Raw genomic sequence first — 25,289 nt, 5'->3', positions numbered from 1 at the left:
CCACTGTTTCGGTCGTCTTTGTGTGGGGTGAACAGTTCGAAACGTGGTGAACGATGCTGAACGCTCGGATTCAGGGTTCAACCAATTCGTCCACCATCCCGCTGACATGGTCGATTTCCTCCTGCACGACGCCGTGACCCATTCCTTCGAAGATCTGCTCGGTCACGTCGCCGCCGAGGTCGCGGAGCACATCCCTCGTCTCGTGGACGCGGTCGACCGGGATATGTGGGTCGCGGTCACTACACCCGAGGTAAATCGGTGTGCTGTCGAGGGAGCCTTCGTACTCGCGTGGTGTCCCTTCCGGGCCGATGAGACCACCGCTGAATCCGGCGACACCGCCGTACCGTTCAGCGTTCCGGGCGACGAACTCCGTCGCCAGGCACGCCCCTTGGGAGAAGCCGAGCAGGAAGGTTCGCTCCGGCGAAATTCCGGCGGATTCGAGGCCGGAGAGAACGGTTTCGAGCAGCGCCAACGCGGAGGTGAGATGCGGTTGGTTCGACTCGATTGGCGCGAGAAACGACTGCGGATACCACGTGTTTCTGGACGCCTGTGGCGCGACGTACGCGATTTCCGGGTGCTGAAACTCCTGTCCGAGTTCGAGGATACTTTCGGCAGTCGCGCCACGCCCGTGAACCAACACCATCGCTGTGTCGGCCTCGTCAGGTTCTGTTCCTGCCGTCGCGACCAGCTGTCCGGCGTGCGGGCCGTCGATGTCGTCCGTGGTGAAGTGGGAGTTCGGCATACAATCAACGGAAGTTACCGTTCCACCTACCCTTTTCTGCACCCGTGTTTTCTGCCGCTATGTCAGTGCTATCAGGTCTCTTCGACACTCCCGCGCTCTTCCATCATCGCCGTGGCGCGCGACGCCCATCCGCCCCAGTAAAATCCCACCCCCACGATCACCATCGACCAGACGTAATACAACAAAATTCCTGCATAAACGCCCACTACACCGTGGTTAAGCCGAACGCCGACCAGCCACGAGAAGCCGACCATAAACAGGAACATACCCGACGTGCGAGCGAAGAACGGCGTTTTCGTGTCGCTTCCGCCTTGCAGCGACCCGGCGAGGACGACGAACGAAACGAGGAACGGGGCAGCTAATCCGTACACGCGGGCGAAATTCGCGGCGTATTCCAGCGTTGGCGGGTCGGAGGTGAAAATTCGAACGAGCGGCTCCGCAGTGAGAAAGAGCAAACCACCGATGCCGCCGACCGTCAGCAGTCCGAGGGCGACGGTTGCCCCACCCTCGAACCGTGCTCGTTCCGGGTCGCCATTGCCGAGGGCTTGGCCGACGACGATGCTGGAGGCGATACTGTAACCTCGGGACAGTGGCCCGGTCACCTGCTGGTACACGCGCCGACCGATTTGATAGGCCGCGTTGACTTCCGTTCCGAAGGCGAGCAGTATGGCGTTGAACGGGAACTCAGCGATCGTTGCAGCGATACCCTCGCCGATTCGCGGGGCGCTGACGACGAGCAGTTGTTTCGTGATGATTCTGTCGCGTGGCCACGCGAACGAGGCTCGCGTCCATTCGCTATGAATCGCTAACAGAAGTACGATCGCGGTAAACAGGTTACCGACTGCGGTGGCGACGCCGACACCGACGATTCGCCACTCCGGGAACGGGCCGAGACCGAGTCCGAGCGCAACGGTGCCGCCGATGTTGAGCAAGTTGGAGACGACGTTAACGTACATCGGCGTTCTCGTATCGCCGGTTCCCTGCAAGGAACGTGCGGCCACTAGCGCGACGTGCCGAGCAGGTGCGGTGAGGAAGATGATGAGGAGATAGGTTCCGCCCATCTGCGCGACGTTCCGGGGCGCGCCGAGGATGGCGATCGCAGGCTCCGCAAACAACAGACCGAAGAGGACGAACGGGAGTCCGGCGACCGCACTGACGAGAATCGCCTGCGTGATCGCTTCGTTGCGGTTCGTGGTTGCGCCCCCACCGGTGTCCTGACTGGAGAGCGCGATAGCCCCACCACCGAGACCGAGACCGATTCGGAGCGGAAGACGCGCATAGAGGTCTGCGAGACCGATCGCTGCGACCGCGGCAGGTGAAAACAGCGCGGTGACGATGATATCCGTCGTCCGCATCAGCGTCCTGAGCACCTGTTCGGCCATCACCGGCCACGAGAGAGAAACTACTCGCCGCCAAACAGCAACGGTTCGCGCGCGAACTGTCACGCAACGCGATACCGTTCGGCGGGGTTTGGCTGTACCGGAACGGGCAACCGACGCACGGACAGCAGGGCGCTTAACCGCTATATAACTATACAATCGATCTAGCGTACGGTATAGTACCGAAAAATGAGGTCGCTCGCAATCGTCAACGGAAGCGAGGAGCAACGCGGGGGATGGCGACCAGCACGCGAACAGTACAACTCGGCGCAGTTCGACATGAAAACAGCGTATGCCGAAACGTGTGACGACTGGCGGCTCATCTCGGAAAAACATGTCCTCTTCTCACCGAACGCCAGAATCGGGCCCGACGAAATCACGCTCGATGATTTTACACCAGTCGAGCGAAGCGAGTGGGCACGGCAGATACGCGTCGAAATCAAGCGACTCGTGCTGGATGATGGCGAATACGACGAACTGGTGGTACTTCTGGACGCCGAATTCGTTCGTTGTCTCGCCCCACTCTGGGACAAGTTGGAACAGTGTGACATCCGAGTGAATCTCGAACTGACCGAACGGAGCGGAAGCGACGAGCAACAGAAGTGGCTTCGGCAAGCGACCGACCGCCATTCCGGAACATCACCGAAGGGCACGGACACGAACGGGGAAGACGGCGTATGTTAGTTTTCGTCTACGGTACGCTCACCGACCACGACCGAGCTGCAACCGTCCTCGAAACGTTCGAGTTCGTCGGCGATGCGGTGCTATCGGGATTGCATTGCGTCGATGGTGAGTATCCGACACTGGCACCCGGTGGTGAGACGACGGGTCGATTGCTCGAAACGCCGGACGTGACGTTACTGGATTCGTACGAAGGTGTCGAGCGAGGATTGTACGCACGGATTACGGTTCCAGCGGAGACCGATGAAGTCGCAGTGTACGTCGGTGACCCCGTCCGACTCGGTGTCGAAGAATCCGTTTCGTGGCCCGGTGACGAACCGTTCGAACGTCGCGTCCGCCGGTTCGTCAAGGAACAAGACGTTCGCGTTCAAACGGCCGAATGATTTATGTACGACGGTCGTCAGACATCGATGTCTGCCTTCCGTCAGACATGCCTTTTTTCACCGAGCTTGCTATCGGTTTTACTTTCAGTCTACCCTCCGTGTCTTTAAGTACCCAGGGGTTCACTCTCCAGACGCGGTCAAACGCTCCGCGCTCCCCATTCTTTCCCCTTCGAACTGCTGAGCAATAGCCTAGTCCGCCGGATTCGAAACGACCTCTACAGCACGTTCGAGCATCCCATTGTTGGTCAGATAGTAGTAATACGCGCCAGCACCGACTGCGCCGACCACGTTCGAAATCGTGACCGCCCAGAAAACGGCGTGAACTTCGTAACCGAGCCACAGCGCACCGACTGCGGCGATGGGCAGTCGAACTCCCCAATATTTCAATAAATCGGCGACCATGCTCACTTTCGTCCGGCGCGCGCCGTTGAAACCGGCGTTGAAGAGGTACATCGCACCGATAGCCCAGTACCCATAAACCAAGATTTTGAGATACTCGACGGTCAGTCCGAAGCCTCTCGGAGTCATGTCCGGAACGAACGTCCTGACCAACAGTTCGGGAGCGACCCACTGGATGACGCCGATGAGAGTGAGGCTGACAGCGGCGATAGCCGCACCGGTCCACGTCGTTCGACTCGCACGCATCGGGTTGTCGGCCCCGATATTCTGGCCGATAACGCTCTGTGCGGCCTGTGAAAGACCGCTGGCGGGAATAAACGCGACGCTGGCGATACGAGCACCGACGTTGTACGCCGCGAGAGCCGCGGAACCACCTGCTGCCGCGACAACGCCGACGATGAGGAGGCGAACCGAAGTGCTGGCGGCGCGCTGGCCAAACATCGGAAGGCCGATATCGAGCAGTTTGCGGTAGTCATCCAGCCGAAACGTCATCGATTGTCTCGTGAGGGAGAATCCCTTCCGCCCGCGAAGCATCATGCTGAGGGCGAGCAGGGACGAAACACCGTAGCCGAGGATGGTTGCGAGCGCGGCACCGGCGATTTCGAAACCGGCGAAGTCGGGAATCCCGTAGCCGAAGATGAGAATCGGGTCGAGGACGATGTTGATAGCGACGGCAGTGATGTTAATGTAAAGAGCAGCTCGCGAATCCCCCCAACCGATGAAGCCCATCTCGATTGCATCACCCATTCCCATCAGCGGGAGTCCGAGTGAGTAGGTGGTGAGATAAATGACCGCGAACGATGCGACCGACGATTCGGCACCGAACAGCGAGATAATTTCGGATCCGAAGAGAAACACGAATACGGTAAGGAGCACCCCGAGAACGAACGCGAGCGTAACACCATGGAAAACCGCACGACGTGCGCCCGATTCATCGTCAGCCCCGACACGCTGAGACACGAGGACTTGCGTTCCGACGTTGGTTATCATAACAGCGGAGAACAAGAGGGCGACAAGTGGAAAGTTCAGTCCAACCGCCGCAACTGCGTCCTCACCGAGTCGTCCGAGCCAAAACGTATCGATCACTTGTTGTGCGACCTGCACGAAGTTCTGCATGACAAGCGGGGCGGCAAGAAGTAGGAGAGCCCGTATTAGAGAGCCATCTGTTATTTCCTCCCGTGATACATCCACCATGGTTTTACCGTTACTCGCATAATAAAATCCTGATACTATTTATAGATATCCCAGAAGAGATGTAGAAATCGTCACCAAAACAGCGGTACGCAGGTAACCACCAAAAGAATCTACTCGGTTTGTCGTGCAGTCTGTCGGCGCGACCGGCGACTCGCTCGGCCGATTTTATAGCTGGTGTAGATGAAATACAACCCAGCCAATCCGACGAGAACGTAGATGAGATTCGTGACGATGAGAGCAACGTCGGGAAGGAACACCAGTCCCATCGCTTGTCGCACGACGTTCACCTGTCCACCAATAAGGCCCGTAACACCAATGATTCCCCAGTTGAGAGCACCGACGACGACGAGGAGCATGCTGAACCAGTCCAATCCGTTGGTTTCCATGCCTCTGCCCGTCTCCACGCTGCTGTTCGGAGTTGCCATAGCAAGGGAGTAGACGAACCAGAAGCATTGTTATTTGGCACTTGTACACCGACGAGCGAGAGTATTTCAGGATTTCCAGTCGACAACGGCGAAATATACGTGGTGTTACGTAGAAACGGGAAGAACGTGCGCAAATACCCTACCCTTTTGTCGTGGCGGCCCGAAATCGTGGCTAATGAGTGGGCGGCGCAAACCCGACTGGCTGAAGATGCGGCCTCCATCGGGGCAGGAGTTCACGGGAATCAAACAGACGCTCCGCGAGCACGACTTGCATACCGTCTGTGAGGAAGCGAACTGTCCAAACCTCGGTGAATGTTGGAGCGGCAGAGGGTCGGAGGGCGGCGGCACGGCCACCTTCATGCTGATGGGGCACAAATGCACTCGGAACTGTGGGTTCTGTGACGTCGATACGGGTGGTGGTGAGCCGCTTGACCCGGACGAACCCGCGAACGTCGCGAGCGCCATCGCGAAAATCGGCCTCGATTACGTAGTTCTCACGTCGGTCGACCGCGACGACCTCGAAGGGCAAGGTGCAGAACACTTCGCTCAGACGATTCGGGAGATCAAAAAGCGCCACCCCGGCATCCTGGTGGAAGTGCTGATTCCGGACTTCCAGGGCGAAGAAAAACTGGTTCGGAAGATTATCGACGCGGAACCCGACGTTATCGCACACAACGTGGAGACTGTCGAACGGCTCCAACGACCGGTTCGTGACCCGCGTGCGGGATACGAACAAAGTCTCGGCGTGCTCGAACAGGTGAAACGCGAGTCGGATATCTACACGAAAACGAGTCTAATGTTGGGCCTCGGCGAATACGACCACGAAGTGTATCAGGCACTCTCGGACCTTCGTGAGACGGATGTCGATATCGTCACGCTTGGCCAGTATCTCCAACCGTCGCGGACGCACCTCGATGTCGAGGAGTACGTCCACCCCGCGAAGTTCGAGACGTGGCGGCAGGTCGCCGAAGACGAGTTGGCGTTCCTCTACTGCGCCAGCGGCCCGATGGTTCGCTCGTCGTACAAAGCGGGCGAACTGTTCGTGGATGCCATTCTTCGGGATGGAAAGAGCGTCGAGCAGGCGAGGCGGGAGGCACGGAGGGCCTCCGTTTAGTCACGGGAAAAACGACCCGAGAGCTATCGAAGTTCGGTTTGAAGAACGGTGAAACCGGGGGTGAAGCACGCTTCGCTTCCGTCTAAAAAAACGGAATACCGTGGTTTTCCACCAGATAGACACGAATGAGCCGGGATGCGAAGTCGAGCAAGTCGATGAACTGTTCATCATTCAACTCACAAACGGGAAGAAATTTTAAATGGAGAAATTTATTCGAGCCATAAACAACAATCCCATCAAAATGGCAGACGGAGCAGTTCCTATGGGAAGTTAATTACGAAAACCCTATAACGCGCGCCAGAGTTCTTTCGCATATGTCAGGATGGGTTCGACCGTGAGCATCGTACACCAAGACCCCCAGGAACGAGTACAGATACTGGATGAAGACGGAACGGTGTTGGACGGTGCGGAAGTGCCGGACCTCTCCGATGAGGAACTGGTGGATATCTACCATCAAATGAGCCTCGCCCGTCACTTCGACGAACGAGCAGTCAGCCTCCAGCGTCAAGGTCGCATGGGAACCTACCCACCCCTCTCGGGACAGGAAGGTGCCCAAATCGGCAGCGTCTACGCGCTCGATGACGACGACTGGATGTTCCCGAGTTACCGTGAACACGGCGCGGCGCTGGTTCGTGGTCTCTCACTCACGCAGACTATGCTTTATTGGATGGGCCACGAGGTGGGGAACGAAATCGCTGAGGATTCCAACCTCTTCACCGTCTCAGTGCCGATCGCGACACAAATCCTTCACGCGACGGGCGCGGCGTGGGCCTCCAGACTCAAAGGCGAGGACGACAAGGCATTCCTCTGTTACTTCGGCGATGGTGCAACCAGCGAAGGTGATTTCCACGAAGGGCTGAACTTTGCGGGGGTTTTCGACGCACCTGCCGTTTTCTTCTGTAACAACAACCAGTGGGCGATTTCGGTACCACGAGAACGCCAGACCGCCTCGAAAACCATCGCACAGAAAGCCACCGCCTACGGATTCGAAGGTGTGCAGGTGGACGGGATGGATCCGCTGGCAGTCTACTCGGTAACGAAGGACGCCGTGGACAAGGCAAAGAATCCGGGCGAGGACGAACTGCGCCCGACGCTCATCGAAGCGGTGCAGTACCGCTTCGGCGCACACACGACCGCCGACGACCCGACGGTTTACCGTGACGATGCGGAAGTCCAGAAGTGGAAGAAAAAAGACCCGATTCCGCGCATGGAGAAGTTCCTGCGGAAAAACGGTCTGCTGGACGACGAACGCGCGGACGCTATTCAGGAAGATATCAAACAACAGGTCGCCGACGCCATCGACCAGGCGGAGGCAGTCGAACGTCCGGAACCCGAGGAAATCTTCAACCACGTGTACGCGGAGATGCCACGGCGACTCCGCGAACAGATGGAATCGTTCGAACGACTCCGTGAACAGTACGGAGACGAAGCCCTTCTGGAGGATTAAATCATGAGTCAGGCAACTAGTGAATCGGAAAACCTTACGCTCGTCCAGTCGGTCCGCGACGGACTGTACACTGAAATGAAACAAGACGACGACGTCATCGTCATGGGCGAAGACGTCGGCAAAAACGGCGGCGTGTTCCGCGCGACCGAAGGCCTATACGAGGAGTTCGGCGACGACCGCGTCATCGACACACCGCTAGCGGAATCCGGTATCGTCGGTACGGCTATCGGTATGGCCGCCTACGGTCTGAAACCCGTTCCGGAGATGCAGTTCTCCGGCTTCATGTACCCGGCCTTCGACCAAATTGTCTCGCACGCCGCCCGAATCCGCACGCGCTCGCGCGGACGGTTTACGTGTCCGATGGTCGTCCGTGCACCATACGGTGGCGGAATCCGTGCACCGGAACACCACTCCGAGTCGATGGAAGCGTTCTACACCCATCAGCCCGGTCTCAAAGTCGTCATGCCGAGCACGCCTTACGATACGAAAGGCCTGCTCACGTCGGCAATCCGTGACCCCGACCCGGTCATCTTCCTCGAACCGAAACTCATCTACCGCGCGTTCCGCGGCGAAGTGCCGACGGAATCCTACGAGGTGCCACTCGGTGAGGCCGCAGTCCGCCGTGAGGGGACTGACATCTCGGTGTTTACATGGGGCGCAATGACCCGACCGACGATGGAAGCCGCCGAGGAACTCGAAGGCGAAATCGACGTGGAAGTCGTTGATCTCAGAACGGTGTCACCGCTCGACGAAGACACCATCATCGAATCGTTCAAAAAGACCGGACGCGCAGCAGTCGTCCACGAAGCCCCGAAGACGGGCGGTCTGGCCGGAGAAATTGCGGCGACGATTCAGGAAGAGGCGCTCCTGTACCAGGAAGCCCCGGTCGAGCGAATCACCGGCTTCGATACACCGTTCCCGCTGTACAGCCTCGAAGACTACTACCTGCCTGAACCGGCCCGCATCAAGGAAGGCATTCGCGACGCGGTGAACTTCTAACATGGTACGCGAATTCAAACTCCCGGACGTCGGCGAAGGTGTCGCCGAAGGTGAACTCGTCAGTTGGCTCGTCGAAGAAGGCGACGCGGTTAGCGAAGACCAACCCGTCGCGGAAGTCGAGACGGACAAAGCAATCGTGGAGATTCCATCGCCCGTCAACGGGAGCGTCCGCGAACTCCGCGCAGAAGAAGGCGAAGTTGTTCCCGTTGGCAACGTCATAATCACGTTCAACGTGGAAGGTGAGGACGACGAGGAATCGGCAACCGAGAGCGCCGAATCCGAAGAGCCGACCGAATCGCAAGAGGAGGTCGCGGAGGAGCCGGAAGTTTCGGAGGAAACCGAAACGCCGGAAGGACGCGTCTTCGCGGCCCCGAGCGCTCGGCGACTCGCGCGTGAACTCGGCGTTGACATCGCTACCGTCGACGGCACAGGGCCGAGCGGACGCGTGACGGAACACGACGTTCGCACGGCGGCGGAAAGCACAACAGACGAGATCGAACAGGAAGCAGAAGAGGTCGAATCCGACAACGACCTCGAAATCCAACCCGAAAACGGTGGCACAAGCACCGTCGGACCGCGACCGGACACGGTTGAACCTGCTGACCGCGACCGGACGCTGGCCGCCCCTGCAACTCGGCGACTCGCCGACGAGCAGGGTGTGAACCTGAATGCCGTCCCGGCCACGGAGGAACGCGATGGGCAGGCGTTCGTCACGCCGGAAGCCGTGCAGGAATACGCCGAGGCACAACAGCAAGCACAGGCCGCAGACGCGGCCGCTGTCGCGACAGGCGAGACCGGCCCACGCGAAGAGCGGATTCCGTACCGTGGCATTCGGCGAACCATCGGCAAGCAGATGCAGAAGTCGAAGTTCACCGCGCCGCACGTCACTCACCACGATTCCATCGACGTGACGGAACTGGTGGAGACGCGCGCCGAACTCAAGGAAATCGCCGAGGAACGCGGCATCAAGCTGACCTACATGCCGTTCGTGCTGAAGGCCATCGTGGCGGCACTCAAGGATCATCCGTACCTCAACAGCGCGCTGGACGAGGAGAACGAGGAGATCGTCGTCAAGAACTACTACAACATCGGTATCGCAGTGGCGACCGACGACGGCCTGATGGTTCCCGTCCTGAAGGACGTGGACAAGAAGGACATGCTCCAGATTTCCTCGGAGATGAACGAACTGGTCGAAAAGGCCCGCGACCGCACCATCACCCGCGGCGAGATGCAGGGTGGCACGTTCACCATCACGAACTTCGGTGCTATCGGCGGCGAGTACGCGACGCCGATTATCAACCACCCCGAGGTCGGTATCCTCGGACTCGGCGAACTCAAAAAGCGTCCCGTTGTCGTAGACGACGAGGTCGAAGCACGCTACACGCTTCCGATTTCGATGTCCATCGACCACCGCATCATCGATGGTGCGGTCGTGGCGTCGTTCGCCAACCAACTGCTCGAATACCTGCACAACCCGCGACTGCTTCTATTGGAGTAGTCGAAAACCGTCGCAGGAACTGGTTTTACGTTTTTCTCGTGGAGAGAGCGAAGCGGTTACCCAGCTGCTACGACGACTCGGGTTTCCGCCCGTGTTCGAACGCGACACCAGCAACGAAACCGAATGCGGCAAGGCCGTAACCGAGCACGGCCACGGTAAAGTTCGGTGTCGGACTGACACCGTTCAGGAAACTGAGACTGCCGAAGGTTGAAACGCCAGCGAACACGCCGTTCGCCCATTTTTTCCGTCGGTGCTTCGGAGAATCGACTCGTAACGAAGTGCAATTGCTGTGCCAATAACGTACACCTGCGCGATGCCAACGAGAAGGATGAGCGATTTATCGGTGGGTGGTTCGAAGAAAGCGACAGTACCCGTCACGGCAGCACCGACGATGATGGCGAGAGTGTAGCGGAGAGAACGGTTCATGGTTTCGATTGTTGTAATCGAAACAAAAGGATTTCGTCCCTGAGAGCAAACCGCGTACTAAATCTTGGTGGTTGCCAACATGTGTCCAGTTGCCGGTTCGTAATCCACCTGATTTTTTACCCGGTAGCTCATCCATCCAGGTAATGGTCGTCGGAGATATCTCGACAGGAACGGACGTGCTGGTTATCGGCGCAGGACCGGGTGGCTACGTCGCCGCCATCCGCGCCGGCCAGCTGGGACTCGACGTAACGCTCGTCGAAAAGGACGCCTACGGTGGAACCTGCCTGAACTACGGGTGCATCCCGTCGAAGGCGATGATTACGGCCTCCGATTTGGCCTACGACGCGAGCAACGCCGAGGAGATGGGGATCTACACGAAACTCGACGTGAACTTCGGCGAGATGGTCGATTGGAAAGACGGCGTCGTCTCTCAGTTGACCGGCGGCGTCGAAAAGCTCTGTAAGGCGAATGGCGTCTCGCTGATGGAAGGCCGCGCCGAGTTCGCGGACGACAAATCGGTTCGCGTCGTTCACGGCGGCGAAGGACAAGGTTCGGAGACGGTCGAGTTCGAAAACGCCATCATTTCAACCGGAAGCCGACCAATCGAGATTCCCGGCTTCGAGTTCGACGGCGAACACGTACTCAGTTCGCGGCAAGCGCTCGCACTGGACGACGTGCCCGAGAGCATTGTCATCGTCGGCGCGGGCTACATCGGCATGGAACTGGCGGGTGTCTTCGCCAAACTCGGCTCCGACGTAACCGTCGTCGAGATGCTCGATTCGGTGCTTCCAGGCTATGAGGACGACCTCGCGCGGCCGGTCAAGAAGAAAGCCGACGAGTTGGGAATCGACTTCCACTTCGGACAGGCCGCGAAGGAATGGGAAGAGTCAGGTCGAGGCATCACCGTCAGAACCGAGGACGAAGACGGCGAAGTTTCCGAATTCGGTGCCGAGAAGGCGCTCGTGGCGGTCGGTCGCCAACCAGTCTCCGACACGCTCGAACTCGAAAACGCGGGCATCGAAACCGACGAGAAAGGGTTCATTCAAACGGACGACCGCGCCCGTACCGAACAGGAACACATCTTCGCCATCGGTGACGTGGCTGGCGAACCGATGCTCGCACACAAAGCGAGCAAGGAGGGACAAGTCGCCGCGGAAGTCATCGCGAGCGAACCATCCGCCCTCGACTATCAGGCGATGCCCGCCGCAGTGTTCACCGACCCCGAAATCGGCACTGTTGGGCTGACGGAGGAAGAGGCCGAATCACAGGGCTTCGAACCGGTCGTCGGCAAGTTCCCGTTCCAAGCCAGCGGACGCGCACTGACTACGGGCCACGCCGAAGGCTTCATCCGAATCGTCGCCGACGAACCGAGCGGCTTCGTCCTCGGTGCACAGATTGTTGGGCCGGAAGCGTCCGAACTGATTGCTGAGTTGGGACTCGCCATCGAAATGGGCGCGACCCTCGAAGACCTCGCCGCGACGATTCACACCCACCCGACGCTCTCGGAGGCCGTGATGGAGTGTGCCGAGAATGCGCTCGGACATGCGATTCACACGTTGAACCGCTGAACCGAGTTTCACCACGATACCTTTTAACGCACTGAACGCCCTATTCGAGCAGTTTTCCCGCTTCCGTGTGGATTGATGCTATTGTAGAATTAATTACTATTCATGCCCGCGAACGGTGATACCCCCTCCAACAAGCGAGATCGTCGAGCGACTACTGAGGACGGACAATCTGCCCAACGAACTTCACGGAATACAGCACAAGACCGAAAAGTACGGCGGCGGACGCAAAGAGACACGACTCGAAATCTGGGAACGACTTCCTACTAACATTCGTTCGGAAGTACTCTCCACTGAGACCGTGCGTGAATTCGATTTCGGGCTCGAAGTCGTGAATGCTCCGATGGGAAAATTGGATGGTGGAAAAGGTGTGATGGTACAAAACGAGCATGGACTACTGGTGTACGATGCCGAATCGAACCAGTACTACGAGTACGAATACGAACCGTCAGCGGAGACCGGTGGGCATACGAGGCCAACCCTCATCGGTTCCTCTCCGACAACGGACTTCGACGTGAGCTATGACGGGACGGATACCGTAGCGGGCCGCGAGACGCACGTTCTCACGTTTCGACCGACAGAGGAAGCTGATTCGTTCATCCGACAACTCGACTATGTTACCATGTGGGTGGACGGCACATACTGGTTTCCACTTAGAGAGGAGGCGAGCCACCAACTCCGAAACGAGGGACTATTACGAACCGATACGGACGAAGACCTGCGAGACGAAAAGTACGTCCAGACGAAGACGTTCGAGGAAATAGCGTTCGATACCGGCATCGAAGACAGCATGTTTCAACTGGAACTGCCGGAAGACGCAGAACGAGTCGAATCTTGACGATGTGGTCTTGACCGAGTTGTTCGCTATTCTCGACAGGGTTGAGAAGAGCGCGTGCAGTACCCTCTTCGGGGAACAACAGTCATTCAAACAGATGAACTCACAACTTCATTAGAGTTTTACCATATTAGATAGAAAACAACCCCCCTCGTTTCGACTGGAAAATAGGGAGGAGAGAACGAGGTTTCGACTCAAGTAAACTTCCGAACCGTGACGTCCAGCGTGTCCAAATCGACGATTGGGGCGAACCCGGAGTCGGGATTGATGTTTACGCTTTTCTGGAAATCCGTCTGAGATTGCCAACAGCCGGAGTTCATCGCGAGGACGTTGTGGTACTTCCCGAAACCGAGTTTGTGGACGTGACCGGTGTGGAAGATGTCGGGCACTTCGTCGATGACGAGGTAATCTTTCTCCTCGGGCGCAACCCGGGTGTGTCCGCCGTACTGGGGTGCGACGTGGCGTTTCTTGAGGAGTTGGTACATCGCCTTGTGCGGTTCCTCGTAGCTCGCTTTCTCCTCGGGCATCTCCGCGATGACCTCGTCCAGCGAAACGCCGTGGTACATCAGCACAGAAACACCCTCTATCGTCACCATCGATGGGTTGCCTGTGATTCGAGCGTCGTGAACGTCCATGATATCGCGGAGTTCCTCATCGAATCCGGGTTGTGGTTCTGCGAGTCGAACCGCGTCGTGGTTGCCAGGAATCATGACGATTTCCATGTCTCCCGGAACCTCTTTCAGATACTCCGAAAATTTCTCGTACTGTTCGAAGATGTCGATGATATCGAGTTCCTCGTCCTGATTTGGGTAGATACCGACTCCCTCGACCATGTCTCCAGCGATGAGGAGATATTCGATGTGTTCCGCTTCCTCGGTGTGAAGCCAACTGGTGAACCGCGACCACGCTTCCGCCATGAACTCCTGACTGCCGACGTGAACGTCGCTGATGAGCGCGGCCTGTACATGGCGGTCGGCGGTCGATGGTTTGTAGGTTCGCGGCACGTCCGGAAAATGAAGCGAGTCGACGAACAGGATACCGGCGTCGCTCGAAAGCGTCCCTTCGACCGCAATCGTCTCATCCAACAACAGCTCGTTCACGAGACTAGCGAACTCCTTGTCCTTCATGATGAGACACGGGAACGTTCCGTTCGTGTCTTCGAGTTCGACGAGCCAATGCCCGCTCGCGGTCGAGCGAATGTCGCTAATCATGCCGACAATAGCGGCGTCGCTTCCGCCGGGCATGCTGGCAACTGCGTTCGTCGGACGGGCGTTCACCCGTCCACGGAGTTGGCCCGAGAGTTGCTGGAAGCGGTCGCGGAACACCGTGACGAAATCCTTGTACTCGCCGGTTCCGGTGCTCTGTCCGGTTACGTCGCCCTCGATATCGACCGATTGACGGGCTTCGTTCCGTGACACAGACCCCTCAGTTTCAACTGGAGTAGTCACCGTTGTTGTTGATGATTTCATCGTTTCAGCTCCAGTCGAAACAGAGGGGTTTTGATTGCCAGTCGGAGTAGTGTCGAGAACGTCCCTGACGTGTTCGACGGAGAGTTTCAGTGCGTGTTCGGGGGCTGATTCGACTGCACGGTCGAGCGCACTATCGGGATCCTCCGCGTTTGCGAGAAGCGTCACGGCTTCCCGGTCGGCGTTGTACCCTCGGCTCGTGAGTTCTCTGACGATTCGAGCCGGGGTTTCTAATGGCACATCTCGGCAAACACGCGGGCGAGCAAAAAACGTAGCGAACTAACCCAGAAGGTTGACAACCCGGGGAAGTTTAGAGAACCGTAATGAGTCCCCCAGACGAGTCGTCGTCAGACGACGTACGGGACACCGGTCCGGATGGTTCAGGGCTTGTCTCGTGGCTTCGTTGGTTTCGACACACCGACAACGGGACGGTCGTGTTCGTCCGAGAGATGTTGGAGAGCGCTGCTGTCGTCGTCGCAATCGGGCTCGTGCTCTTTGCCGTCAGCGGTGTGTGGCCGCCCATGGTCGCCGTCGAAAGTGGAAGCATGGAGCCACAGATGGAGCGTGGCGACCTCATCTTCATCATGGACGAAAGTCGCTTCGTACCGAGTGCTGCCCAGGACGGGACGGGTATCGTCACGTACCAGCAGGGAGCGAAGACCGGCTACAAAAGCTTCAATCAGCCCGGCGACGTGATAATCTACCGGCCGGACGGAAGCACCTACGAAACGCCGATTATCCATCGTGCGCGATTCTGGGTCGATGAGGGTGAGAACTGGTACGGCAAAGCGAATCCCGCATATCTCGGTGGAGCGGACAACTGCGACGAACTGCCGAACTGTCCCGCCCCGCACGCAGGGTTCATCACGAAAGGCGACAACAACGGTGCATACGACCAAGTCGTCCGAATCAGCGAACCCGTCAAACCGGAGTGGATTCGCGGCACGGCCGAAGTGAAAATCCCATGGCTTGGCCACGTCCGCCTGTTCTTCTCCCAGGCAGGTACCCCGGTGGATGTACAGTATCAGCCATCGCAACTACCGACCAACGAAACGCAATACGCACCACCCGCGTGAATCGGGCATCCGCCCGTGCGCGTGCTTCCTAACGAGTTTTATATATTCGGCGTTACATTGACCGCGCATGAGTGACGAAGACGAGCCAGAACTGTGCGACGATTGCCAAGAACCGCTACAAGACGCACTCGCTCGAACAGTTCGATTGACGGTTGACCGCTCGCAAATCGACAGTCAACGGCTCTGCCCGGAGTGTTTCGCCGACTGGATAGACCGCTACGAAAACGAGATGCAACCGACGCACGAATCCGAGAACGAAGGTTCCGAAATCATCGTGGATTGAACCCCCTTCTTTCGAGTCGAAATCGAGTGGAAACACCGAGGTGTGGATAATTCGACGCGCTAGTGAAATCGACCACAGAATGGTATTGAGGGCTCGATACCAGTGCGGCTATCGACGGGAAGATGTCCTTACTGTCGAGGTGGTCAGCTACCTCAAAACGGCCGAATATACCGATAAAATCAACAAAACGATACCGCGAACCGATGGAACGGCGAGAGCGAAGCAGTGCACTAAAAACGAATCACACCAGTTCCGTTGAAATCCGTAGCTCGTGACAGGTGTGACAGACGCAACTAAAAATACAATGCGAATAGATAACACATATAGACACTATCGGACTGCTATGGGTACTGACGCTGGAGAGGGTTTTGGTGTCGATTCGCTGGTGACGTGGATCGTAGTGGGGATGACGCTCGGAGTTGGGCTCGGAACCGCTCTCGGTGCTGCGATAGATAGCATCGGTATCGGAATTGGAATTGCGATGGGCATTTCGATAGGGAGTGGGTTGGGGGTGGCGATTGGCGTAGCCTTCGGAGCAGAATTCAAAGACGAATGAACGACGACCGAACGCTGAGGTAGCAACCCTACGTATCGACTACTTCGACCACGATAGAATCGTTCCGTGGATATCCGTTCGATCGATTAAATCCCCGTTCGAATTATCTCACAGAAGGCATGAGAGCACAACGCAACCCCTTCGTTTCCAGTCAAAAACCACACGACTACGGCGGAGTTTCAGAAATTCGAATCCCGGACGAAACATACCTCCCCACGACAACAGATGTCTCTATTCGTCTCCGTCGTTCTCGCCGTCCGTCTTCTCGTCTTCCGCCGCGGAGAGTCCGTCATCGCCACGCTCCAGCGCTTTCGGTACGTCGTGGTAGTCCGAGTAGCCATCGAACCAGCGGACAATGCGCTCCAGTCGGTCGACGACGTGGCCGGGTTCGCCGCTTCGGGATAGTTCGTGGCCCTCGCGCGGGTACCGCACGAGGCGCGTCTCCACGTCGTTTTTCTTGAGAAGTAAGTAGAGCATTTCGGCGTTGTTCACGGGGACGCGAAAATCGTCGTCGCTGTGGATGACGAGCGTCGGCGTCGTCACATCTTGCGTGTAGGCCATGGGCGACCGTTCCCAGAGGAACTCCGGTTCCTCCCACGGTGTCGTATCGAAGTCCCACTCGATGAGTTTGAACGCGTCGGTCGAACCGTAAAAGCTGTTGAGTTCGTACACGCCGCGTTGCGTGACCGCGCCTTTGAAACGGTCGGTGTGGCCGACGATCCATGACGTGAGGTAGCCACCGTAACTACCACCGGTGACGAACGCGTTGTCTTCGTCGACGTAGTCGCGTTCCACCATGCGGTCGGTACCAGCCATCACGTCCTCGTAATCGACGGTTCCCCAGCCACCACCGATTGCCGCCATGTGTTCTTCACCGTACCCGGTCGAACCGCGCGGGTTGCACCAGAAGACGACGTAACCCTCTGCGGCGAGCGTCTGGAACTCGTGCCACATGGTTCCGGCAGTAGACCACATCGCATGTGGTCCGCCGTGGATTTCGACGACGAGTGGATACTGGTCGTCAGCATCGAAGTCCGGCGGCGTCAGCACCCAACCCTGAATTTCGGTGCCGTCGTCGGATTCGAACCACAGTTCCTCCGGTTGGCCGACCGCCCTGGCATCCAAGTACTCGGCGTTGGTGCGAGTGAGTCGCCGGGTTTCGGCCCCGCCGGGCGTCGAGACGAACACGTCGCCGGAATGGTCCCACTCGGATTTCGCGTAGGCGATGGCGTCGGAACCGACCGAGAAATCCGTGACGTGTCCGTCGGACATGACCTGTTGTGGGTCATCACTGGCGTCACCGAGAACCCGCCAGATGGTGTAATCACCCTCGTCCGGCGTCCCGAAGTAAACACGCTCTTCGTTCGCGTCCCATTGCGGTGGGTTCGAAATCGTTCTGTCGAGCGAGGCGGTGAGTGTCACCATCCCTTCAGTCGCCGGGTCGAACAGTTTGATTTCGGTCTGGCGGAGTGTTGCCCGCTCCTCGGGACTGTAGACGTAGGCGATGCGTCCGTCTTCAGTCGCGGACATCGATGCACCCCACCCGCTGGTTTGGAAGAGCGTTTCCTCCTCGCCGGAGTCGGTGTCGTAGGCGGCGATATCCACGATGATGTTGTCGTCCGGGTCACCTTCGCGTTTGACACCGTAGTAAAGCGTCGTCTCGTCGCCCCACTCCGGTCCTGAAAAGTCGAAGTCGCCGTCGGTAAGTCGGGCAACGGAATCGTCTTCGAGGGTCGCGAGATAGACGTGGCTTCGCTTGCCGTCGAAGTAGCGCTGGCCCGCCCGGTAGACTTTCCGGTCGATAACGCGAGGGTCCGGCGTTTCGGGTTCGTACTCCTCACCGTCGAGCGAAATGTCGCGCTCTTCTTCGCGGTCGTCCTCAGTGCTCTCTTGGACGAATGCGATTCGTGTGCCGTCGGGCGACCACGCGATTTGCGAGACACCACCTGCCACGTCCGTAACCTGGCGAGCCTCACCACCCGCCGTCGGAAGCACCCACAACTGTGGCCGGTCGTCGTCCGCACCACGGGTGCTCACGAACGCGAGCCGGTCGCCACTGGGACTCCATCGTGGGCTACTGTCCGAACCTTTGCTAATGGTGAACTGCCTCGGTTCGCCGCCACCGAGGGGAACGATGTACACCGTCGATTCGTACTCCTCGTCGTCCTTCGGAACGGAACGAACGAACGCGACGCGCTCGCCGTCCGGGGCAACCTGCGGGTCACTCACTTTGACGAGATCATGATATTCGTTGGCATGTATCGTTTCCATACACCAGTTCTCGAAACGCGAGCAAAATATACTTTCGATTCGAAATACCTTCGGTAAGAGACCATTTCCCACAGATAATCATCGTTACCGCCCGATATCGGAGGATTTCCGTTGCGAAGCGTCGATTGGCTATATGAACTCTCAGGAAGAGGTCAGAAACATGGTGGGGGAACTCAACCGACGCGACTTCGTGAAAACCGCGGGAGCTGTGGGGCTTCTCGGTCTTTCCGGAACCGCACTGGCACAGCAACAGCGATTAACATGGTTCGCGGGTGGAACCGGCGGGACGTATTTCCCGCTCTCGAACCAGTTCAAGACGATTATCGAGAACAACACCGACTACACGGTACAGGTGCAGTCAACGGGTGCAAGCGTCGAAAATGTCGGTGGACTCGCACAAGGAAACGCCGATTTCGCGCTCATTCAGAACGACGTCGCCTTCTTCGCGTACAACGGAACTGGCATCAGCGAGTTCGAAGGAACACAAATTCGGAACCTTCGAGGCGTGGCAACCCTGTACCCGGAGACGATCCACATCGTGACGCTCCAAGGGAGCAATATCTCGACGTTGCAAGACCTCCAAGGAGCCACGATCAACACGGGTGACCTCGGCAGCGGGACGCAAGTGAACGCGCTGCAAATTCTGGAATCGGTCGGTATCCAACAGAACGACTTCACGGAACAGAACACCGGTTTCTCGCAGGCGGCAGACCAGCTGCGAAACGGCGACATCGACGCCGCGTTCGTCGTTGGCGGGTGGCCCGTCGGTGCAATCGAGGAGTTGGCGACGACAAACAACATCGCCTTCGTGCAGATTTCTGGACAGGCACGCCAGAACATCAAACAACAGGCCGAATGGTTCGCGGACGATACGATTCCGCCGGAAACCTACACCGGCCAGAACGAACCCGTCCAGACCATCGCGGTGCAGGCGATGATTGCGACGACGCAAGACCAACCGAACGCCGCTGTCAGGGGCGTGACGGAATCCATCTTCAACAACACTGGCCAGTTGAGCCTGAAACAGCAGTTCATCAACCGGGAGAGTGCACTCGATGGAATGTCCATTCCGCTACATCCTGCTGCGAGAGAGATTTTCGGCCCGGCCACGACACAGGGAGGAGGTGGCAATCAAACCGGCGGGAACGGGTCAGGAGGCAATGACTCCGGTGGGAACAACAGTTCATAATACTGCGCGACTGTCGCTCGTCCTGTGTGCCATCCTCCTGCTCACGATTCCGGTGGGGGCGGGGTCAGGAGTACAGGACACGAATCGCGGCCCGAGCGAACGAAGTGAGCGAGTTCTCGTCGTCGCCGACGCCGACACGGGCGAACCGATACTCGTCTCGCCGGTCGAAGACGGCACGGAAGTGACGCTTGCGTACACGCACAGCGTCGAGAAGACGCCGGTTCACGACGTGTACGCCGTCGACGGGAGCGAGTTGGAAATGACCGAAATGCGGTTCCAATCCTATGGGGCCGGACTTCCAGCACGGGCGAACGTTACGACGGAAAACGGTTGGTTCGTCTTCGACCCACCAGGGCGTTACGAGCGGATTTACGTCGCACCCGGTGACGTTGCGAACCACGAATTACGAGTCGGGGACGAACGATACGACTTGGTGGAGCTTTCAGGTGGCGAATCGGTCGAACTGTTCGTCGTCAAACGGTGTCCAGAATGAGCGACACACTCAGCGAGCAAGAACAGGAAGCACTGGTCGAGGAACTCGAACACAGGCGACATCTTCGGGGCACGGTTGCACTCGTCACCTCGGCCATCGCAATCACCTTTTCCGCGTTCCAGATGTGGCTCGCGGCCCGCGGATTCATTTTTGAGGTAACGCTTCCGGCAATCGGTCAGATTTCGCTGGGTGCACTTCAACTACTGCAGGTGAACGCGGTTCATGTTACGTTCGCTCTGCTGTTGTCCTTTTTCATGTTTCCGACGACGACCGGACGGGGATTTCTCTCGCGTCGTCTCGGTCGAATCGTTCCCGCAGTGCGGGAACGATTCGGTGACTATAGCCCGTTGACACGAGGCACCGAAACTCTGCGTAGAGGGGTTCGCTGGGCGATGGTGGATTCGGACAGAAACCGGGTAACGCCGGTCGATTTTCTGATGATTGGGGTGGCACTGTTGTCCGTTTGGTACATGCTCACCGATTTCGACGAGATTCGACGGATGCGAGCGCTCGGACTCGGGTTCGGGCGCACGATTTCGGAGGTGTATCCGTTTCTCTCGCCGGTCTTCGATTTCCTTTCAGCCGTCGGTATTCCGTTGAACGAGGTGTCCTATGCGTTCATCCTCGGGGCACTCGGCGTTCTGCTCGTGCTCGACGCGACGCGCCGAGCACTCGGCCTGTACCTGATGGTTATCGTCGCATCGTTCATCGTTTACGCGCGATGGGGGTATCTGATTCCAATCGACGCGCCAATCGTCGGCGTTCTCTCGATCCCGCCCCTCGACTGGAGTTCCATCGTCCAGAACCTCTGGTACAACACCGAAAACGGCGTTTTCGGTATTCCCGTCACGGTGAGCGTTCGGTTCATCTTCATCTTCATCCTCTTCGGTGCGTTCTTGGAGATGAGTGGCGCGGGCCAGTGGTTCATCGAACTCGCGTATGCCGCGACGGGACGCAGGAAGGGCGGCCCTGCCAAAGCCTCGATTCTCGCTTCAGGATTCATGGGCACCATCAGCGGGTCGTCGATTGCGAATACGGTGACGACGGGAGCCTTTACGATTCCGCTGATGAAACGTTCCGGCTATCGTTCCGAGTTCGCGGGGGCCGTCGAAGCGTCAGCATCCTCCGGCGGACAGATTCTCCCGCCGGTCATGGGAGCGGCGGCGTTCCTCATCGTCGAGTACACGCTGACGCCCTTCCGTGACGTGATAATGGCGGCGGCGATTCCGGCAATCGTCTTCTTCTTCGGCGTCTGGGTGATGGTGCATCTCGAAGCATCGAAGGAGAACATCGGCGGGTTGGCCGATTCGGAAATCGTCAGCGTTCGGCCGCACCTCCTTCGCGGGTGGTTCTATCTCGTCCCGCTCGTCCTGCTTCTCTACTACCTCATCATCGAACGCCTCTCCATCGAGCGGGCGGCGTGGTACACGCTCATCGCCATCGGCGCACTCATCGCATTCGTCACGGCGTACAACCGACGTTCGAGAGTGCCGCTCATCGGAGCGATTGTGGGGGTGTCCGCCATCCAGTTCGCTTCGTTCGCGAGCGCTGGCGTCGGTATCGTCTCCCTACTCACTGGTGGCGGCGGAACCGGAATGACGCCTATCGCTGCATTGAACGCGGTAGCAGGACAACTCGGGTGGCTAACCCTCGCGGTGAGTCTACTCACGCTACTGCTTCGCCCACATGCTGACGCACCACTACTCGATTTCGACGGACAGGTCGATAGCGCGGTGGTGAAAGGGGCGAAGATGCTTCGGCGACCGAAACTCGCGGACAATCGTGGATTCCAGTACGGCGGGTTCGTGTTCACATCGATGGATTCGGGCGCACGAACCGCAACCGCGGTCGTCATCGCGGTCGCCGCGGCGGGCATCATCCCCGGCGTTATCAGCGTCAGCGGACTCGGGCCAAACCTAACGCAACTCATTCGAGAGGTGAGCGGCGGCTCTATCGTCGTTCTCTTGGTTCTTACAGCGATTTCGTCCATCATTCTCGGAATGGGGATGCCGACGACGGTGACCTACATCATCCTCGTTTCGATGCTCGGAGATGCCATCGCGGGATTCGGGATTCCGATTCTGTCGGCTCACCTGTTCATCCTCTATTTCGGCGTCATTGCGGACATCACGCCGCCGGTGGCGGTCGCAGCCTACGCCGCCTCGGGAATCGCAAAATCCGATCAGTTCCAAACGGGGGTAGAGGCGTTTTCTCTGTCGCTGAACAAGGCCATCGTCCCGTTCGCGTTCGTGCTGACGCCCGGAATTCTGCTTCTACGTGGTGTCGGCACCGGACAGGAGGTTCACGTCATCGGATTGAACGACGTAACCAATCTCGGCTACTTCGTTCCTGACGTGCTGATTCCGGTCGCAGGAGTGTTCGTCGGCGTCGTGGCGCTCGGTGCGACCGTCATCGGCTATCTCTACGCCGACGTGAGCAGGGGAGACCGTGCGTGGTTCGCGCTGGCCGCGCTCCTGCTCATGGCACCGCTTCTGCTGTTCAACACCGTGACGGGTCTCCTCGGACTGGTCGGCCTGCCGACGTTCGAACCGGGGTCGTTCGACCTCGTACTCCGGGCTATCGGAGCGGTCGCCTTCGGCGTGCTGGCACTCAAAAATCGACGCCGTGCCGACCGACAGGCCGCCGAAGAGCGCAGTCGAACCGAAGTAGCCTGATACTGAGTGAGATTCAATCCGGTGTTACCATAGACCGTCTCGCTTTTCGACATACCATCTGCTATCTGAGAAACACGATTTCGAAAGGAAATGCGCCCGCGCGGCGTTCATAGCATGGCACGCGACAAACGGCACACGGGCGCATTCGAAGGTACGTTTTCAGGAGGGTTAGGTCTATCGCTATGGTAAAACCACGTCAGTTCCAACGAAAGTCGGATTCCATCGGGGAGTTTCCGACCGGGGTTAAAATGTCAATGAGAAGTTGAAATGGTATCAGACGACAGGTAGAAATTCAGAACGGGAGGAAATCGAGGAGGCCGAGCTCGATGGTGAAAATCGCGAACGCGGCGAGCCACGACTGGAAAATCAGCGTTCCGATCGCCGAGAGAACGATGAACTCCCAGTCACGCATTTCCGCGAACCCGGCGGGAACGGTGAGCATTCCACGGGTGAACAACAGTGCGTTACTCACCGGAACGACGATGCGACCCCAGCGTTGGAACCAGCCATCGAATCGGTCGAGCGAGTCCTCGCTAATGCGGAACCACGGCTTTTCGAGCAGATACTCCCGACCGCCGCGTTTCGCCAGCGAGAACAGCGCGTACTGGCCAATCGTCGCGCCGACGACGGCGACGAGGATGATGACGGCAATAGCCTGAATGTCGTCGGGTGACGCGAGGGCGGTCACGGAAAACGGAACGAGACTCTCGCTCGGCGCGAAATACAGCAACATCGCCCCCTCCAGAATGAGGATGAGGAAGAGCGCCAGTAGTCCGTACTGGTCGAGCCACTGTTTCGCGAGTTCTTCGTCACCGGTGAGAAACAGGTAAATGCCGACGATGGCGGCGATAGCGACACCGGCAACAAGCAGGATGACGCCGTAATCGGCGAGGAACTGCCGAAGTGAGTTTGAACCGGAACCGAATGAGAGGAGTGCCAAACCGAATATCGAGAGGGCGAACAGGCCAACGAGGGGAGTCGTCTCGGCTGCGACGAGCGAGGCGATTTGCATCTGCTACGGCTATTGACGTGATGTACTAAATGCGTTTTGACCCGCGTCCGGAGCGACGCGGTTTTGGGTGCTCCGCCGATAGCACCGGTATGAACCCTATCGAACGCCCGCGTCGTCTCCGTCGGGACGGTCTCCGCGAACTAGTCAGCGAGACGAACGTAGCGGCGAGCGACCTCATTGCGCCCGTTTTCGTCGACGCGACGACCGACGAACGGGTCGAAATAGAAACCATGCCGGGACACGAGCGAGTTCCAATCGAGGAGAGCGTGAGCCGCGTCGAGGAAGTGCTCGAAACCGGTGTCGAAGCCGTGATGCTGTTCGGCATTCCCGAATCGAAGGACGAACACGGCAGTCGGGCATGGGCGGATGACGGCGTCGTCCAGGAAGCGACTCGCTGGATCACGAGCGAGACGGACGCCACGGTCATCACCGATGTTTGTCTCTGTGAGTACACCGACCATGGTCACTGTGGTGTGCTGGAAAACGCGGCCGCGGACGATCCGCGACTCACCGTGAAAAACGACGAAACGCTCGACTTGCTCCAAAAAACCGCCGTCTCGCACGCGGCGGCTGGAGCCGAAATGGTCGCACCCAGCGGGATGATGGATGGAATGGTCGGCGCGATTCGAAAGGCACTGGACGACGTGGGCTACACCAACGTGCCCATCATGAGTTACGCCGCGAAATACGAATCAGCGTTCTACGGCCCATTTCGCGACGCGGCCGACGGCGCACCGTCATTCGGAAACCGGCGGCATTATCAGATGGACCCGGCCAATTCGCGCGAAGCCATGCGCGAAGTCGAACTCGACGTGGAACAAGGTGCGGACGTGTTGATGGTGAAACCGGCACTGCCGTACCTCGACATCGTCCGCGACATCCGCGAGGAGTTCGACCACCCCGTCGCCGCCTACAACGTTTCCGGCGAGTACGCGATGATCCACGCAGCAAACGAGAGGGGGTGGCTCAACTTGCAGGAAACCGCACTCGAATCCCTCCTGTCCATCAAACGTGCCGGCGCGGACCTCATTTTGACCTATTTCGCGGAAGATATCGCCGACCAACTCGCGTGAGCAAGTTGGTCGGCAGTCGTAATCAGTTCGGGTGAAAATTCGATTCTCGGTGGAAACTGTCGATACACGCCGTTTTGCGAGTGGTTCTCGTGCGCACCAAGTCGTGGG

At 58.3% G+C, this 25,289-nt stretch carries 23 protein-coding genes; 15 read left to right on the top strand and 8 right to left on the bottom strand.

All coding sequences use genetic code 11. The annotated features are described in order from the left end of the window. Positions 1-70 precede the first annotated feature (70 nt). Both ACN2TU_RS13550 and ACN2TU_RS13545 read right to left on the bottom strand, forming a co-directional pair. Positions 71-742, bottom strand: coding sequence for an alpha/beta hydrolase (locus ACN2TU_RS13550; protein WP_435155990.1), 672 nt, complete (start codon positions 740-742; stop codon positions 71-73). A gap of 71 nt (positions 743-813) precedes the next feature. Beyond that, positions 814-2,124: an MATE family efflux transporter gene (locus ACN2TU_RS13545; RefSeq protein WP_435156194.1), complete on the bottom strand. Its 1,311-nt coding sequence runs from the start codon at positions 2,122-2,124 to the stop codon at positions 814-816. A 186-nt stretch (positions 2,125-2,310) separates the two neighbouring features. Here ACN2TU_RS13545 and ACN2TU_RS13540 point away from each other — a divergent pair, with 186 nt between their 5' ends. Both ACN2TU_RS13540 and ACN2TU_RS13535 read left to right on the top strand, forming a co-directional pair. Then, positions 2,311-2,805: a DUF6884 domain-containing protein gene (locus ACN2TU_RS13540; protein WP_435155989.1), complete on the top strand. Its 495-nt coding sequence runs from the start codon at positions 2,311-2,313 to the stop codon at positions 2,803-2,805. Then, the gene (locus ACN2TU_RS13535) at positions 2,799-3,185 is read left to right on the top strand and encodes a gamma-glutamylcyclotransferase family protein (RefSeq protein ID WP_435155987.1); all 387 of its coding nucleotides are present in this window, start codon (positions 2,799-2,801) and stop codon (positions 3,183-3,185) included. Before ACN2TU_RS13540 ends, ACN2TU_RS13535 begins: the two co-directional genes overlap by 7 nt. A 189-nt stretch (positions 3,186-3,374) precedes the next feature. On the opposite strand, the gene ACN2TU_RS13530 is transcribed toward ACN2TU_RS13535, so the two are convergent. Together ACN2TU_RS13530 and ACN2TU_RS13525 are read right to left on the bottom strand one after the other, a co-directional pair. Beyond that, positions 3,375-4,778, bottom strand: a complete 1,404-nt coding sequence (locus ACN2TU_RS13530) for an MATE family efflux transporter (RefSeq protein ID WP_435155986.1) — start codon at positions 4,776-4,778, stop codon at positions 3,375-3,377. A gap of 110 nt (positions 4,779-4,888) precedes the next feature. Then, positions 4,889-5,203: a DUF378 domain-containing protein gene (locus ACN2TU_RS13525; protein WP_435155985.1), complete on the bottom strand. Its 315-nt coding sequence runs from the start codon at positions 5,201-5,203 to the stop codon at positions 4,889-4,891. A 175-nt stretch (positions 5,204-5,378) separates the two neighbouring features. Between ACN2TU_RS13525 and lipA the strand changes: the two genes are divergently transcribed. From lipA to ACN2TU_RS13505, 4 genes are all read left to right on the top strand, one after another. Then, the gene (gene lipA, locus ACN2TU_RS13520) at positions 5,379-6,317 is read left to right on the top strand and encodes a lipoyl synthase (RefSeq protein ID WP_435155984.1); all 939 of its coding nucleotides are present in this window, start codon (positions 5,379-5,381) and stop codon (positions 6,315-6,317) included. Between the two features lie 322 nt (positions 6,318-6,639). Further along, positions 6,640-7,764 (top strand): pyruvate dehydrogenase (acetyl-transferring) E1 component subunit alpha, encoded by a 1,125-nt coding sequence (pdhA, locus tag ACN2TU_RS13515; RefSeq protein WP_435155983.1) that lies wholly within the window; start codon positions 6,640-6,642, stop codon positions 7,762-7,764. Between the two features lie 3 nt (positions 7,765-7,767). Next, positions 7,768-8,763 carry an alpha-ketoacid dehydrogenase subunit beta gene (locus ACN2TU_RS13510; protein ID WP_435155982.1) on the top strand — a complete coding sequence of 332 codons (996 nt, stop codon included), beginning with the start codon at positions 7,768-7,770 and terminating at the stop codon, positions 8,761-8,763. 1 nt (position 8,764) lies between these two features. Then, a complete protein-coding gene (locus ACN2TU_RS13505) occupies positions 8,765-10,261 on the top strand; it encodes a dihydrolipoamide acetyltransferase family protein (protein WP_435155981.1) in 1,497 nt (498 codons plus the stop codon). 183 nt (positions 10,262-10,444) lie between these two features. Here ACN2TU_RS13505 and ACN2TU_RS13500 read toward each other — a convergent pair whose 3' ends face one another. Further along, positions 10,445-10,687: a hypothetical protein gene (locus ACN2TU_RS13500; RefSeq protein ID WP_435155980.1), complete on the bottom strand. Its 243-nt coding sequence runs from the start codon at positions 10,685-10,687 to the stop codon at positions 10,445-10,447. 143 nt (positions 10,688-10,830) lie between these two features. Between ACN2TU_RS13500 and lpdA the strand changes: the two genes are divergently transcribed. Together lpdA and ACN2TU_RS13490 are read left to right on the top strand one after the other, a co-directional pair. Further along, positions 10,831-12,255, top strand: a complete 1,425-nt coding sequence (gene lpdA, locus ACN2TU_RS13495) for a dihydrolipoyl dehydrogenase (RefSeq protein WP_435155978.1) — start codon at positions 10,831-10,833, stop codon at positions 12,253-12,255. 370 nt (positions 12,256-12,625) lie between these two features. Then, positions 12,626-13,090 carry a LolA family protein gene (locus tag ACN2TU_RS13490; RefSeq protein WP_435155977.1) on the top strand — a complete coding sequence of 155 codons (465 nt, stop codon included), beginning with the start codon at positions 12,626-12,628 and terminating at the stop codon, positions 13,088-13,090. 191 nt (positions 13,091-13,281) lie between these two features. Here ACN2TU_RS13490 and ACN2TU_RS13485 read toward each other — a convergent pair whose 3' ends face one another. After that, a complete protein-coding gene (locus ACN2TU_RS13485; RefSeq protein ID WP_435155976.1) occupies positions 13,282-14,793 on the bottom strand; it encodes a DNA-directed DNA polymerase II small subunit in 1,512 nt (503 codons plus the stop codon). Between the two features lie 83 nt (positions 14,794-14,876). Here ACN2TU_RS13485 and ACN2TU_RS13480 point away from each other — a divergent pair, with 83 nt between their 5' ends. From ACN2TU_RS13480 to ACN2TU_RS13470, 3 genes are all read left to right on the top strand, one after another. Continuing rightward, a complete protein-coding gene (locus ACN2TU_RS13480) occupies positions 14,877-15,629 on the top strand; it encodes a S24/S26 family peptidase (protein ID WP_435155975.1) in 753 nt (250 codons plus the stop codon). A gap of 67 nt (positions 15,630-15,696) precedes the next feature. Next, the gene (locus tag ACN2TU_RS13475; RefSeq protein ID WP_435155974.1) at positions 15,697-15,912 is read left to right on the top strand and encodes a DUF7569 family protein; all 216 of its coding nucleotides are present in this window, start codon (positions 15,697-15,699) and stop codon (positions 15,910-15,912) included. Positions 15,913-16,255: 343 nt separating this feature from the next. Next, a complete protein-coding gene (locus tag ACN2TU_RS13470; RefSeq protein ID WP_435155972.1) occupies positions 16,256-16,468 on the top strand; it encodes a hypothetical protein in 213 nt (70 codons plus the stop codon). Positions 16,469-16,699: 231 nt separating this feature from the next. Here ACN2TU_RS13470 and ACN2TU_RS13465 read toward each other — a convergent pair whose 3' ends face one another. Next, positions 16,700-18,739, bottom strand: coding sequence for a S9 family peptidase (locus tag ACN2TU_RS13465; protein WP_435155971.1), 2,040 nt, complete (start codon positions 18,737-18,739; stop codon positions 16,700-16,702). A 160-nt stretch (positions 18,740-18,899) separates the two neighbouring features. On the opposite strand from ACN2TU_RS13465, the gene ACN2TU_RS13460 reads away from it, so the two are divergent. Genes ACN2TU_RS13460 through ACN2TU_RS13450 form a run of 3 tightly spaced genes read left to right on the top strand, consistent with a single transcriptional unit; the run spans position 18,900 to position 23,096 of the window. Continuing rightward, entirely contained in the window at positions 18,900-19,928 is a 1,029-nt protein-coding gene (locus ACN2TU_RS13460) for a TAXI family TRAP transporter solute-binding subunit (RefSeq protein WP_435155969.1), read from the top strand. Between the two features lie 52 nt (positions 19,929-19,980). Beyond that, positions 19,981-20,421, top strand: coding sequence for a DUF1850 domain-containing protein (locus ACN2TU_RS13455; RefSeq protein WP_435156193.1), 441 nt, complete (start codon positions 19,981-19,983; stop codon positions 20,419-20,421). Further along, a complete protein-coding gene (locus ACN2TU_RS13450; RefSeq protein ID WP_435155967.1) occupies positions 20,418-23,096 on the top strand; it encodes a TRAP transporter permease in 2,679 nt (892 codons plus the stop codon). The genes ACN2TU_RS13455 and ACN2TU_RS13450 overlap by 4 nt, the downstream gene beginning before the upstream one ends. 292 nt (positions 23,097-23,388) lie before the next feature. On the opposite strand, the gene ACN2TU_RS13445 is transcribed toward ACN2TU_RS13450, so the two are convergent. Further along, entirely contained in the window at positions 23,389-24,108 is a 720-nt protein-coding gene (locus ACN2TU_RS13445; protein WP_435155965.1) for a DedA family protein, read from the bottom strand. Between the two features lie 89 nt (positions 24,109-24,197). Here ACN2TU_RS13445 and hemB point away from each other — a divergent pair, with 89 nt between their 5' ends. Beyond that, positions 24,198-25,181 carry a porphobilinogen synthase gene (gene hemB / locus ACN2TU_RS13440; protein ID WP_435155963.1) on the top strand — a complete coding sequence of 328 codons (984 nt, stop codon included), beginning with the start codon at positions 24,198-24,200 and terminating at the stop codon, positions 25,179-25,181. The last annotated feature ends 108 nt before the right edge of the window (positions 25,182-25,289 follow it).

Source organism: Haladaptatus marinus (genome assembly GCF_051194195.1).
The sequence above is the reverse complement of the archived record's forward strand: the minus strand, read 5'-3'. Positions and strand labels throughout refer to the sequence as shown.

What these genes read in the sequence shown, in the direction of transcription:
- ACN2TU_RS13550 (WP_435155990.1), bottom strand. Translation starts at nt 742, where the DNA reads ATGCCGAACTCCCACTTCACCACGGACGACATCGACGGCCCGCACGCC.
- ACN2TU_RS13545 (WP_435156194.1), bottom strand. Translation starts at nt 2,124, where the DNA reads ATGGCCGAACAGGTGCTCAGGACGCTGATGCGGACGACGGATATCATC.
- ACN2TU_RS13540 (WP_435155989.1), top strand. Translation starts at nt 2,311, where the DNA reads ATGAGGTCGCTCGCAATCGTCAACGGAAGCGAGGAGCAACGCGGGGGA.
- ACN2TU_RS13535 (WP_435155987.1), top strand. Translation starts at nt 2,799, where the DNA reads ATGTTAGTTTTCGTCTACGGTACGCTCACCGACCACGACCGAGCTGCA.
- ACN2TU_RS13530 (WP_435155986.1), bottom strand. Translation starts at nt 4,778, where the DNA reads ATGGTGGATGTATCACGGGAGGAAATAACAGATGGCTCTCTAATACGG.
- ACN2TU_RS13525 (WP_435155985.1), bottom strand. Translation starts at nt 5,203, where the DNA reads ATGGCAACTCCGAACAGCAGCGTGGAGACGGGCAGAGGCATGGAAACC.
- lipA (WP_435155984.1), top strand. Translation starts at nt 5,379, where the DNA reads ATGAGTGGGCGGCGCAAACCCGACTGGCTGAAGATGCGGCCTCCATCG.
- pdhA (WP_435155983.1), top strand. Translation starts at nt 6,640, where the DNA reads ATGGGTTCGACCGTGAGCATCGTACACCAAGACCCCCAGGAACGAGTA.
- ACN2TU_RS13510 (WP_435155982.1), top strand. Translation starts at nt 7,768, where the DNA reads ATGAGTCAGGCAACTAGTGAATCGGAAAACCTTACGCTCGTCCAGTCG.
- ACN2TU_RS13505 (WP_435155981.1), top strand. Translation starts at nt 8,765, where the DNA reads ATGGTACGCGAATTCAAACTCCCGGACGTCGGCGAAGGTGTCGCCGAA.
- ACN2TU_RS13500 (WP_435155980.1), bottom strand. Translation starts at nt 10,687, where the DNA reads ATGAACCGTTCTCTCCGCTACACTCTCGCCATCATCGTCGGTGCTGCC.
- lpdA (WP_435155978.1), top strand. Translation starts at nt 10,831, where the DNA reads ATGGTCGTCGGAGATATCTCGACAGGAACGGACGTGCTGGTTATCGGC.
- ACN2TU_RS13490 (WP_435155977.1), top strand. Translation starts at nt 12,626, where the DNA reads ATGGTACAAAACGAGCATGGACTACTGGTGTACGATGCCGAATCGAAC.
- ACN2TU_RS13480 (WP_435155975.1), top strand. Translation starts at nt 14,877, where the DNA reads ATGAGTCCCCCAGACGAGTCGTCGTCAGACGACGTACGGGACACCGGT.
- ACN2TU_RS13475 (WP_435155974.1), top strand. Translation starts at nt 15,697, where the DNA reads ATGAGTGACGAAGACGAGCCAGAACTGTGCGACGATTGCCAAGAACCG.
- ACN2TU_RS13470 (WP_435155972.1), top strand. Translation starts at nt 16,256, where the DNA reads ATGGGTACTGACGCTGGAGAGGGTTTTGGTGTCGATTCGCTGGTGACG.
- ACN2TU_RS13465 (WP_435155971.1), bottom strand. Translation starts at nt 18,739, where the DNA reads ATGGAAACGATACATGCCAACGAATATCATGATCTCGTCAAAGTGAGT.
- ACN2TU_RS13460 (WP_435155969.1), top strand. Translation starts at nt 18,900, where the DNA reads ATGGTGGGGGAACTCAACCGACGCGACTTCGTGAAAACCGCGGGAGCT.
- ACN2TU_RS13450 (WP_435155967.1), top strand. Translation starts at nt 20,418, where the DNA reads ATGAGCGACACACTCAGCGAGCAAGAACAGGAAGCACTGGTCGAGGAA.
- ACN2TU_RS13445 (WP_435155965.1), bottom strand. Translation starts at nt 24,108, where the DNA reads ATGCAAATCGCCTCGCTCGTCGCAGCCGAGACGACTCCCCTCGTTGGC.
- hemB (WP_435155963.1), top strand. Translation starts at nt 24,198, where the DNA reads ATGAACCCTATCGAACGCCCGCGTCGTCTCCGTCGGGACGGTCTCCGC.